This window comes from Microbulbifer variabilis (genome assembly GCF_056232115.1).
Window position 1 is genome coordinate 1,007,281 of the sequence record NZ_CP174325.1, and the last position, 12,054, is coordinate 1,019,334.

Genomic DNA, 12,054 nt, shown 5'->3' on the forward strand with positions numbered 1-12,054 from the left:
CTACTTCGCCCTTGACAGACTGTTTTTGGTAAAGTCACGATCGGTAAAGCCGTTGCCAAAAACCCAGTCGCTATACTGCAACACAGTAGATTTACCGGTTTGGTGATTTACCATCTCCATTTTATTTGCGCGCCAGTATTTATCGTCATACTGGTTGTAATCGGAAACCGTAAGAGTCTTCATCAGGTCTCCTTTACGATCATAAAAATCTGTCCTCCACGCCCGATATTCTTCCATATCAATCCAGATATGCTGGATGGAGTAACCGGATTTAGGATCTACCGGGTCCAATTCCAAAACAAAGTGATCTCGCCCATCAAAAGTCTCATTGTGCAGATATTTGTAGGTATATTTCTCCACTTCTTGAGAGGCAATATCCTCATAGGCAAATTCACTACCCATAAACGGGCCGGATTTATTGCTGGAGGAAATACGCTTAACGCGTTTTAGTGCAGGTAAGTAGAGCCACTGATCATCGGAACCCACTTTATGGGTAAAGGACAAAAATGCAGTGCCCTTCACATCTCGCGGGTTGTCAAAAATTACCAGGGATTTATCTCCATCATCTTCCTGCTCAAGTGTCTTGGTACGCATAGAGCGCATGCTCGCCTCACCATATTTATTTCGTAAAGTCATTGTGAGGTTGTTACTGATATCACCGAATCCTAAGTCGCGGCGATCGGCCTCTTTCGCAATTTCCAGGCCTTTCTCTGCGGCCAGGTCCAGTTCATTAGCAGCGACTGAAAAAGTAGCCAGTGCCAGTGTGCCGGCAAGCACTCGAGTCAGAAATTGTTTTTTAGAGCGGTTGGGTTGCATAGTCTTGCTCCTTACTTTCAATAGAGGGGATAGCTGGGTCATATGCCTTGGCATCAAGTTTCATCAGAAGAATCGGTAATAGTAGGAAGTCCGCCAGTAAGGCCATCAGAATACAAATTGCAGTTAATATGGCCATGGAGGAATTCATACCGAATGAAGACTGAGCCAGTACCATAAATCCGGCAATCAGAATCAAAGAGGTCACTACAATTGCCACACCCACAGAAGAGAAGGCGTAGCGCAGCCCATCTTCCACGTTGTAGCCGGCACGGCTGCGACGAAGATATTTACTGAGAAAGTGCACTGTATCATCCACCACAATACCCAGTGCCATACCAGTAACCATGGTTACCGCAACATTGACCTCCGCTACCAGGGCACCCCAGAGGCCAAAAGCCAAGCCAGCGGGTAACAGGTTGGGTATCAGGCTCAAGGTGCCGAGTTTTACACTGCGCAGGGCAATACCAATAAGAGCGGAGATCAGCACCAGTGCCACCAGAGTACCCACCAACATGCCCTCCATATTACGCTCAGCAATATTCGCAAACATGATGGCCGGACCTACTCCGTAAGCAGTGAGGCCAACATTTTTTTCCAGCCAATTACTGCCGGCGTCAGCCACTGCTTTGAGCTCTTTCGACTTCAGATTGTCGAGGGTTACGACTACCTGCGTGGAGGACTTGGCCACATTAAGCTGGTTATTCAAGTCCAGACCATAAGGCAAGGATAATTCATACAACAGTAGATACTGAGCTGCCAGCTCCTGATCGTCAGGCAGCTTGTAATACGCCGGATCATCACCATGCAGGTTTTTGTTCAAACGTTTGAAAGTATCGCCAATCGTATTGACATGACGCACGCCAGGTTGGGTTTCCATCCACTCGGTAAAACGATCCAGCTTAGCGAGGAACTCAGGGTTACTTACACCATTGCTATCGCCAGATTCCAGGGAATAGATCAATTGATAAATACCAGACAAGTTTTCATTGATGTAATCGGAGTCAGCCCGGAACTCTACAGATTCATCAAAGTAACCAACGAAGTCATCATTGATTTCGTTACGCGGCACCATAACCAGTAAAGCCAGGGAGATGATGACACCAACCAGAAGTATCGGGCGTTGGCGACTTATAACAAAATCTCCAAGGGCATCCATAGAGCGGCCAATCTTGGATTCGCTGACACGGCTCTTGACCGGCAGAATCGCCATCAGTGCGGGCAGAAAAGTGATTGACAGGAAGAAGGCCACCATCACACCCATAGCAGTGATATTACCCAGATCATGAAAAGGGGGCGCATCGGAAAAGTTCATTGACAGAAAGCCGATCGCTGTAGTGATCGACGTAAGAAACACTGGACCCATGTTGAGCTGCAGGCTCTCTTTAATAGCCGCATGCTTACTGAGGCCACGGCGCATAGCAGCAAACAAGCTGACCAGGATATGTATCGAATCTGCCACCGCGAGGGTCATAATAATGGTTGGAGCGGATACAGAGGGAGGAGTCAGTTTAACGCCGATAAAACCAGCCAGTCCCATACCTGCGGCCATGGAGAAGATAATTACTAATAACGCGGCAAATGTGGCACTGACACTGCGCACCAGCAAGAAAACTACAGCAATGATGACAAGATACATGAGTGGAATCAGAGTACTCATGTCTGACTGAGAAGCTTCAAAGAAGGCATTACTTAGCAAAATGATACCAGTCGCATAGACTTCAACATCATACTTAGCTTCAATCTCTTCCATCAGCGCTTGAGCCGCGGCAGCTGCCTCAGGTGTTTCATTCATGGATTTCTGCGGCAGCTGGAAGGTAATATTAATTCCAGTCACAGAGCCATCACTATTTACCAGACGCTCTTTCAAGGTAGGATCCGCAAGAGCTGTGGATTTAATGGAAGCTAATGTTTCGGTATTGAGCCCACTGGCATTTTCCACCAAATCCTGAACTAAAAGATCATCTTCCTCAGCAATGGTATGCTGGAAATTAGTAATAGAATCCACCCGCAGTGCATAAGGCAACAACCAGGATTTTTCGGTCATTTCTTCCACCGCCGCTAGGGCACTCGTGGAGAAGGCTTCGCTACTTTTAGGCACTATGGCAAAAAGAATGTTGTCATTCTTGGTATAAGTACGCTGAATCTGTTCATAGGCCTGTAACTGAGGATTAGCATCACTAAAGAATGCTCGGTAATCGTTGTTAAAACCGAGGAACCTAGCACCACTTACCGCGAGAAAGGTTAACAACAGGGCACCAATAGCGACCAGCCAGCGATATCGAATGAGCCAGTCCGCATAGCGGCCAACCCAATTCGACTGTAATTGGGGGGAAGACATAAAAGCAGCTCCTTCAAACTACCTGATAGAGAAGAAAAAATAGTCTTTAACCAGTATTAATAGATTTCATTTCCCCATGCGGATTGAGGAAATTAAAAAGTGGGCAACAAATTCATTAAATAATTCAGTGTAATTTTATTAGCATCAAAATAAATGCGGACCTATATATATTAACTTTTAATTGAATTAACCAGCCAATTTTTTTATTGGCACAAACCCACCCCTCCCAGTTAAAGGATGACTATAAAACCTTAAAATTAATTTAATAAGAATCCAAGAAAAAATCTAATGTTGTAAATAACAAAGCTATTCCTAGTTAAGCCAAAATTTTTAAGTCCTTTCATCCCCCATTATTAAGAAGAAGAAAAAAATCCGGGACAGAGGGTGCGCCTTTATATTGGTTGGGCAATCTCCATCTCTCAATACATGCCTTCAAGTCCTAATGAAATTAGTAAACGGGCACACAATGCACTCTGTGAAATAAGCACTTTTCCCTTCCGATCCATTAGAGTTCGGATTTACTAGTCATTACATAGCAAACACACTTAAAAGACCGGCCTCTAGTATCCATTCGAGCATCGCATGCCCTCTTATTATTTCTGTGGCTGTATTGATTCCCACAAGCTCTGCCAGCAATCTTGAACCGCTCGGTTCATCTTGTCAACAAATTATGATTGCCTGGTAGCATGAGAGGATTGCCTAAAAATACGACCACCTAAGCCTCATCAGTCGGACACTGATTGAATTAGTCATCGGAGCTTCAAAGCCTATGAGGTTAGAATCCCAATAACCATAACGATAACCAAGGAAATATGCTGTGAAGAGATTACTCCTGCCCTTGGCCATCGGCGCCTCGCTGCTGGTCACTCAAATATCTGCTGCCGACACCAAACCCCAGCAGTTACTGGAAAATACCGAATCCAAGGTTATTGAGTGGCGTCGCCACCTGCACCAGAATCCAGAATTGGGTAACCGCGAGTTTGAAACAGCTAAATATATAGAAAAACATCTCCGTTCATTAGGGCTGGAGGTAGAAACTGGCATTGCCCATACCGGGCTTGTTGGGTTTCTGAAAGGTGCCAAACCAGGGCCGACAGTAGCGCTACGCGCCGATATGGACGCTCTACCGGTAACTGAAAGGACCGATGTTCCTTTTGCATCCAAGGTGAGAACCACTTACCAGGGCAAAGATGTAGGCGTAATGCACGCCTGCGGCCACGATACCCATGTCGCCATGTTGATGGGCGCCGCTGAAGTACTTGCCGGCTTACGTGAAGAACTCGCCGGCAATGTACTCTTTATTTTCCAGCCTGCCGAAGAGGGGGCGCCAGATGGTGAAGAAGGCGGAGCCGAGCTGATGCTCAAAGAGGGAATTTTCAAGAAATACAAGCCAGATGTTGCTTTTGGCCAGCACGTTACCTCCTCACTTCCTGCTGGCGTAGTCGGTTACCGCTCAGGCCCCTTGATGGCCGCCGCTGATGAATTCCGCATCACTATTAATGGCCACCAGACTCATGGCTCCCGCCCCTGGGGCGGAGTGGACCCTATTGTTGCAGCCGCGCAGGTAGTTATGGGTACCCAGGCAATTGTCAGCCGTCAGATAGATATCACTAAGGAACCAGCAGTTATCTCTTACGGACGCATTGATGGCGGTGTGCGCAATAATATTATTCCGGATAGTGTTTATCTGAATGGCACCATCCGAAATTTTGATATGGATAATCGTGCGGAAATTTTCAAGCGCTTGAAAACAACAGCTGAATTAATTGCTGAGAGTTCTGGCGCTAGCGCGGATGTAGAAATTTTGGAAGGATACCCTGTAACTATCAACAATGCGGAATTAACTGAAATGGCTCTCCCCATTTTGAGATCCGTAGCGGGTGACAAGCGGGTGATAGAGATACCTAAAGTTACTGGTGCGGAAGACTTTTCCTACTTCGCCAATGAAGTGCCCGGTTTTTACTATTTCTTAGGAGTAACCCCACAAGGGCAAGATCCCAGCAAAGCCCCCAGTAACCACTCACCTCTATTCTATGTGGATGAAAGCGCTATGCGTAAAGGGACTGAAGCTCTAACCTTACTAACCTTGGACTACATGGCCAATTATAAACGACGGTAATGGTAAGCGAGCCTCCATTGAGGCTCGCTTACACTATTTTTATTTTACGCGCTTTCCGAGCGCCCCCTTGCTGGACGGCGGCGTGGTGCACGTTGGAGCCCTTGTGAATCGGAGCGGTCTGTTCCTTCAACTCTATCTCGCCCCTTGCCATTATTTCTTGAGCGAGTCCCAGCATTCCCACCATTATCGTTATTACTGCGAGAACGGCTTTTCCCACGCCCCTCATTATTACCGCGGCTGTTTGCGCGATTACCTGAACGACTGTCCTTGCTGCTTCGGCTACCACGGCTGTCGTTATTGCCGCGAGCGCTCTCTCTGCGTTTTTCCCCACCAGAACGGGAGGGCTGAACTCCTCTGCGCTTAGGGGTGCCTGAGGCCGGCAGCTGATGATCTGGCTCGAAATCCTCAATTTCCTCACGAGGGATCGGTTTACCAATCAAGCGCTCGATATCGCGTAATTGCTTGATTTCATCGGCGCTCACAAGAGACAAGGCTTGCCCCTGAGCCCCCGCACGCCCTGTGCGACCAATACGGTGGACATAATCCTCGGGGACACTCGGCAGATCAAAATTCACTACCTGAGGTAATTGATCAATATCAATTCCGCGGGCCGCGATATCCGTTGCAACTAGGATCTGCACCTTGCCAGCTTTAAAGTCCGCCAGGGCCCGGGTTCTGGCATTTTGGCTCTTATTGCCGTGAATAGCAGCTGCCAGAATGCCATCTCCTTCTAGCTGCTTCACAAGTCTATTGGCACCGTGCTTGGTACGACTAAATACCAGTGCCTGATGCCAGCTATTCTCCCGAATCAGGTGACTAAGCAGTTTTGTTTTTCTAGCTTTATCCACAGGGTGCAGCTTTTGGCGTACCGTTTTTGTGGTGGAGTTACGAGGGCTGACATCAATCTCCAGCGGGTCCTCCACCAATCCTTTGGCAAGCTGGCGAATTTCTGGGGAGAAGGTTGCAGAGAACAGCAGATTCTGGCGTTTGGCCGGCAGAATCTTCAACACTCGCTTAATATCATGGATAAAGCCCATATCCAGCATACGGTCTGCTTCATCCAATACCAGAGCCTCTAGCCGATCGAAACGGATTGCCCCCTGGTTGTGCAGATCCAACAGGCGCCCGGGAGTCGCCACCAGAATGTCGGCACCGCCGCGCAAGCGGGATATCTGGGGATTTATCTTAACACCACCAAATACTACCGCATGACGCATTGGCAGGTACTGGCTATAGCTCTGCACATTATCGAACACCTGAGCGGCCAGCTCGCGGGTTGGGGTAAGTACCAGCGCACGCACATGCCCCTTACGGGCACGTTCACCGGCACTGAGCCGGTGCAATAGTGGCAAAGTAAAACCGGCTGTTTTACCTGTACCCGTCTGGGCCGCCGCCATAATATCACTGCCCCTCATTACCGCAGGGATAGCCTGCGCCTGAATGGGCGTAGGCGTACTGTATCCCTGCTCTGCAACTGCACGGGCAATATCCTGGGCAAGCCCCAGATCTTCAAACAACATAAAAACCTCAAACTGCGCTCCAGGCGCAAGCAAACACATTCGCACCACAAGGGTGCAAATTTAAAAATCGGAGTGGGCATACAGAGCTTGTTGGTGCTCAATGCATACAGCCGTCTATTCACCGGTCGTCCGGCGCGCGGCATTCAGTAGAAAGTTCCGGGAAGAATTTAAGAAATGTTCCTGGGAGGGCACCGGTGAAATACCGGCCTACAAATGACGCAGCTGAGAAATCACAGCGCGGGCACTATAACATAAATGTACTGACTGTATAGTTCTATCTGTTAACACCCAGGCTTCATAGCCTTATACATAGGGGTTGTTAGGGAAACGCCCAGCGCGACCGTAATATAGTTTTGCGTTCGCAACGCGAGCGTCTATCTTTTTGATATCCACCCCCGTTGCGAACTAGAAACAAAGCTGCCAAGCGCAGTTGGGATTTTTATTGATATGTCATTTAACAACAGAGTTACCCCGGAACGAAAAATAGAATTAATCACTCTCGGCAACGGGCGCAGGGTATCAATCCGCCCTATTTGCCGCAGTGACGGGCAGCTGGAGAAAGAGCTCATTGAGGACCTCTCCCCCCAAACCCGACGCGATCGCTTTATTGGGGGCAGCTGTAAAGCGAGCCAGCAACTGATTGAACTGCTCACCGACAACGACCATCAGGTTCATGAAGCTTTTATTGCCCTTTGCAGTAGCGACCACGCCCAGAGAGCGGTTGCCACCGCACACTATGCAGTAGATCCAGACGGACGAGCCTGTGAGTGTGCCGTAGTGGTTAGTGATGATTGGCAGGGCCTTGGCCTTGGTAGACTGATGTTAAAACGCCTAATTCACTGCGCCCAAGAACAAGGCTTAGAGCGTATCTACTCTATTGAATCTGCCGAAAACAAACGCGTTCATTCTTTCGCAAGGTCAATGGGCTTTGTTTGCCAGGCCGACGCTCGAGATTACACCTTACTGACTTATACTCTAAATCTACAGCCGGCAGCGCAAACTATCGAATTTGAGCAGAAGTCAGAAGATAACCGAATTAATCTAAACTGAAATACCATCGATTAGGGGCTGCCTGGTATGGCTTGGCAGTCCTTCATCGACCTATTACCTTGGCCGAATCTCCAAAAACATAACGCACTGACTAGCCGGTCAGCAATATATTCTTTCCAATACCCGCAATCCAAGCATTAACAGCTACACATTAAACAATCAGCCTTTAAGCTGATAAAAAGTCAAACAACGATTAAAAAAAGTAAATGAAGCTGAAAAAAAACTATTTCTATTTTCGTACTATGTTTCTGCATATCATCCTGCTCTTCAAGTATCCCCTCGTATATTAATAACTCAAAAAGCTTCCCACACAATCGCTTAGTTACTCAAGAACAGATTCAGCTATGGGGATTCAATAAGAGTAAATATTGCCAGGGAGAAACAATCTTTGTGTTAACTATTTTCATGCAACTGCTTTGATCAATAAGAAAATTAATTATTCTATTGAAGTTGAATCCTACAAGTCTGAAAGTACAGTTAATCTCAAACTTAACCGAAATGCTTTGGAAAGTTCTTTTTCAGGTACTGTAATACTTCTACATGGATTTCGCGCTTCAAAGGAGTTCATACTTAGCTCAGCGCTCTATTTTCGCTTTCTTGGGTTTGACGTAGTAATCCCAGACCTTCTGGGTCATGGAGAATCAGGTGGCAAAAAAGCCTTTGGAGTGGGCGACAGTGAGATCGTCAACGCTTTGGTCGATAACCTTATCCAAAAAAGCATTATTAAGAAAGATAATCTCTATTTGCTAGGCCATTCAATGGGAGCCCTAACCACTGCACGAATCTCTGCCTCTCGCCAAGATATCAGCGGTCTTATTCCAGAAAAAAACTTCCGCGAAGGAGCTACTCGTGCACTAGAAAAAGCCAATATCTATCTCGACGACACAAGAATAAAAGCACTCCTAATTTCCTCCAATAGTTCAACGCTTCTATTCCTCTCATCATCAGACCCTATTGCCCCCTATAGCGAATTTAAGGACTTAACAGATAGTAATATAAATTTGGTCTTACTTAGGGAGAGAAATCATCCCAGCATGGAAGTGATCGGAAAAAATGAGTATGAGCTACTTGTTAATTGGCTAAATTAGTATGGTGAGGATTGCATGCTTAATATATTTTTATTTCATCATAATTTCAGCATTCAGTGATACTTTTTGTATCACTGAATGTCAAATAAAAACTAAAAGTAAAAGTAAGTAAAATCAATTCAACAGCTATTCAAAAAAATCATCACACGCTAGTGGACCACTAAACTCCAGCAAGGCTTGCGGCATTGTGACTGTTTCAACAAGATCTCCTTTTTTATAAAGCGAGAAATTTACGTTAGCCTGCATAGATTTCATATATCTCTGCTCCCCACCAAAAATAATTACAGAAGGAAATTCAAGAGGATAGAAACTATTGATATCAGCCTTAGCTTCCACAACAAGCTTATATCTTATCTTATTGAGTTCAATTCTCATAAATCCAGAACATGAGTCTATCACCCTTTTAACAGATAAATTATTAAACGCAGGATAGAATATCAAATCGTGCTCATCAGAAATATACCGACCAGCCCACATTTCAAAGTCAGAATTACCAAGCTTGGCTCCAGTAAACATATAGTAAAGTTTATCAGATAGCCCCATACTGTATGCCATCCCCGCACTGGACTCTTTGTCATACCAACCTTTGTCCAGCTGGGCATACCCTACTCCCATCAGTGATTGTGTACCATCGTGAAAGCTATACTGTATAGGAGTCCCTACCGTGTATAGAAACCATCGCCCCCCTACCCCTGGAATCTCAGGAATAATACCAAATGGTGTTTGCCCCGGATTCAAACCATGCCAATAATGATGGTGTTCACCATTCCATCGCATACTGAAATTAAAATTTTCATGGCTCACCCAAATAGCTTCATCATCAGCCACAAGGACTCCGGGCACTTCATAATAAAACTTACCGGGATCACCCGGGTGAGTTAAAATCACCTCATCCAAAAACAAATCATATTTTACAGATTCTCCATTTATTGGCGTAAAAGCCAGATGAATATAGGCTTTTGGAATGGGGTCAGAAAAATTTGGAGCAATATATGTCTGAAAGCTGACCTTGAAGTAGCCTACATCAGGAACCGCAATATTGTAGAACCACTGTTCGGCCCAGGTCTTATCTGAGGTTGGGTTATGAGCCTTTACGTCATCTAGAGTTGTTGCGTACCCTTTTATATGTGAAAAAATCAATACTGAAGCAAATAGAAAATATCTTAATTTAATAAAGCAGCGCATAGCATTCTTCCCATGAGAAATACTGTAGACCAGCAATATAACTGACTATCCTTTACAAAAAATGTAAATAGTAATAAATGTCAGATTGAAAAGCCCACCGAGCTAGAAACAGCTAAGCCGGTTTTTTGGCGAACAGGAGCATAACAGTCTTTATCAACCAGATAGGATACCCACCAACATTAGACTGCATAAAATGAGAGAGAGCCCACAATTAAAATCAAAATATTTTTTATATTGAATGCTATTACATAATTTTAACAATAATTAGTGAAATCAAGGGATATCGGCCCGACCAAAAAACCTAGAATCATTAAAACTGGTTAATTTTAGGTTCTATTTAAATAATATGTGGCGGATAATTTCTCTTTTATTTTTGAATCACATCTAAAATAAGAAAATCCAATTCCCAGCCTGACTCTCTTAAAATGGATAGATCTATTCCTCCCAAACTCCCAATCTACATAAATGGTACATGGGTAAACTCTAACAGCAAAAAATGGCTAGATGTCACCAACCCCGCCTCAGGGGATACACTCTGCCATGCACCATATACAACTTCAAAAGAGCTACAAAATGCAGTAATTTCTGCCACCGAGGCATTTAACGACTGGAAAGATACACCAGTTTCCATACGAGCTCGGATAATGTTGAAATATCAAGCTTTATTGAAGGAAAACCAGGAATCACTAGCTGAAATACTGAGTGAGGAGACTGGTAAAACCTTTGAAGATGCCAAGGGCGATGTTTGGCGTGGTATTGAAGTGGTCGAACACGCAGCGAATATTGCCAGCCTGATGATGGGCGAGACCGTTGAAAATGTCGCCACTGGTATAGATTGCTATTCCTACCTCCAGCCAATAGGTGTTTGTGCCGGAATAACTCCGTTCAACTTTCCTGCAATGATTCCCCTCTGGATGTTTCCCATGGCAATAGCTTGTGGCAATACTTTTATCCTCAAGCCATCAGAGCAAGACCCGATTACTCCCTGTAAGCTCGCAGAACTCTTTGAGGAGGCCGGTGCGCCGAAAGGAGTTTTACAGGTAGTACATGGAGGTAGTGAGCAGGTAGATTTCCTACTGAAAGATCCAGGCATCAAGGCAATATCCTTCGTTGGATCAGTACCCGTAGGTCGTCATATTTATCAGACAGGTACTCAGCACTTAAAGAGAGTCCAGGCATTTGCAGGAGCTAAAAACCATATGGTTGTTATGCCTGATGCTAACAAGAGGGCTGCAATCAATAATATCGTCGGCTCCTCTGTTGGTGCGGCAGGTCAGCGATGCATGGCAATTTCAATCGTGGTGCTAGTAGGTGAAGCACAGCAATGGATACCTGAAATCCGTGAAGCCATGGCCAAAGTTAAACCGGGCCATTGGACAAATCCAGACTCTGACTTTGGCCCACTGATTTCTCCAACAGCCAAGAAACGGGTATTGGGGTATATTGCGAAAGGAAAGGCAGAAGGCGCAGACTGCCTGCTGGATGGTTCCAATATATCAGTCGAAGGTTACCCCAATGGGAATTGGGTAGGGCCAACCCTGTTTGCTAATGTCTCTCCAGAGATGTCCATTTACACTGACGAAATATTTGGGCCGGTCTTATGTCTCGTCAATGCGGATTCACTGGAAGATGCTATCCATCTGGTCAATTCTTGCCCCTATGGTAACGGTACTTCAATTTTTACTTCCAGTGGTGCCGCCGCTCGCAAATATCAGCATGAAATTTTAGTGGGGCAGGTAGGAATAAACGTTCCCATTCCTGTCCCCCTACCTTTCTTTAGCTTCACTGGCTGGCGAGCCTCATTTTACGGGGATCAACATGCCTATGGAAAGCAGGCCGTGCGCTTTTATACGGAAACGAAGACGGTAACTGCGCGGTGGTTCGACTCCGATATCGAACATGCGGAGCATACCAATATGACTATACAGCTCAAATAAA

Annotated in this window: 8 protein-coding genes; 4 read left to right on the forward strand and 4 right to left on the reverse strand. The window is 45.7% G+C overall.

Features of this window, described 5'->3' with window-relative positions; all coding sequences use genetic code 11:
• Both ACJJI7_RS04315 and ACJJI7_RS04320 read right to left on the reverse strand, forming a co-directional pair.
• The gene (locus ACJJI7_RS04315) at positions 1-816 is read right to left on the reverse strand and encodes an outer membrane lipoprotein-sorting protein (RefSeq protein WP_444902571.1); all 816 of its coding nucleotides are present in this window, start codon (positions 814-816) and stop codon (positions 1-3) included.
• A complete protein-coding gene (locus ACJJI7_RS04320) occupies positions 797-3,154 on the reverse strand; it encodes an efflux RND transporter permease subunit (protein ID WP_444902570.1) in 2,358 nt (785 codons plus the stop codon). The genes ACJJI7_RS04315 and ACJJI7_RS04320 overlap by 20 nt, the downstream gene beginning before the upstream one ends.
• Before the next feature lie 817 nt (positions 3,155-3,971).
• On the opposite strand from ACJJI7_RS04320, the gene ACJJI7_RS04325 reads away from it, so the two are divergent.
• A complete protein-coding gene (locus tag ACJJI7_RS04325) occupies positions 3,972-5,273 on the forward strand; it encodes an amidohydrolase (protein WP_282952306.1) in 1,302 nt (433 codons plus the stop codon).
• A gap of 44 nt (positions 5,274-5,317) precedes the next feature.
• Here ACJJI7_RS04325 and ACJJI7_RS04330 read toward each other — a convergent pair whose 3' ends face one another.
• Entirely contained in the window at positions 5,318-6,793 is a 1,476-nt protein-coding gene (locus ACJJI7_RS04330; protein WP_444902569.1) for a DEAD/DEAH box helicase, read from the reverse strand.
• Positions 6,794-7,240: 447 nt separating this feature from the next.
• Here ACJJI7_RS04330 and ACJJI7_RS04335 point away from each other — a divergent pair, with 447 nt between their 5' ends.
• Positions 7,241-7,843 (forward strand): GNAT family N-acetyltransferase, encoded by a 603-nt coding sequence (locus tag ACJJI7_RS04335; RefSeq protein WP_353375570.1) that lies wholly within the window; start codon positions 7,241-7,243, stop codon positions 7,841-7,843.
• Positions 7,844-8,211: 368 nt separating this feature from the next.
• On the forward strand, positions 8,212-8,931 hold the full coding sequence (locus ACJJI7_RS04340; protein ID WP_444902568.1) for an alpha/beta hydrolase: 720 nt from the start codon (positions 8,212-8,214) through the stop codon (positions 8,929-8,931).
• Positions 8,932-9,057: 126 nt separating this feature from the next.
• Here the strand turns inward: ACJJI7_RS04340 and ACJJI7_RS04345 are convergent, their stop codons facing one another.
• Positions 9,058-10,116, reverse strand: coding sequence for a hypothetical protein (locus ACJJI7_RS04345; protein WP_444902567.1), 1,059 nt, complete (start codon positions 10,114-10,116; stop codon positions 9,058-9,060).
• 425 nt (positions 10,117-10,541) lie between these two features.
• Here ACJJI7_RS04345 and ACJJI7_RS04350 point away from each other — a divergent pair, with 425 nt between their 5' ends.
• The gene (locus ACJJI7_RS04350; RefSeq protein ID WP_444902566.1) at positions 10,542-12,053 is read left to right on the forward strand and encodes a CoA-acylating methylmalonate-semialdehyde dehydrogenase; all 1,512 of its coding nucleotides are present in this window, start codon (positions 10,542-10,544) and stop codon (positions 12,051-12,053) included.
• Position 12,054 lies beyond the last annotated feature (1 nt).

Coding starts and splice junctions, on each gene's coding strand:
- ACJJI7_RS04315 (WP_444902571.1), bottom strand. CDS start 816: ATGCAACCCAACCGCTCTAAAAAACAATTTCTGACTCGAGTGCTTGCC.
- ACJJI7_RS04320 (WP_444902570.1), bottom strand. CDS start 3,154: ATGTCTTCCCCCCAATTACAGTCGAATTGGGTTGGCCGCTATGCGGAC.
- ACJJI7_RS04330 (WP_444902569.1), bottom strand. CDS start 6,793: ATGTTGTTTGAAGATCTGGGGCTTGCCCAGGATATTGCCCGTGCAGTT.
- ACJJI7_RS04335 (WP_353375570.1), top strand. CDS start 7,241: ATGTCATTTAACAACAGAGTTACCCCGGAACGAAAAATAGAATTAATC.
- ACJJI7_RS04345 (WP_444902567.1), bottom strand. CDS start 10,116: ATGCGCTGCTTTATTAAATTAAGATATTTTCTATTTGCTTCAGTATTG.
- ACJJI7_RS04350 (WP_444902566.1), top strand. CDS start 10,542: ATGGATAGATCTATTCCTCCCAAACTCCCAATCTACATAAATGGTACA.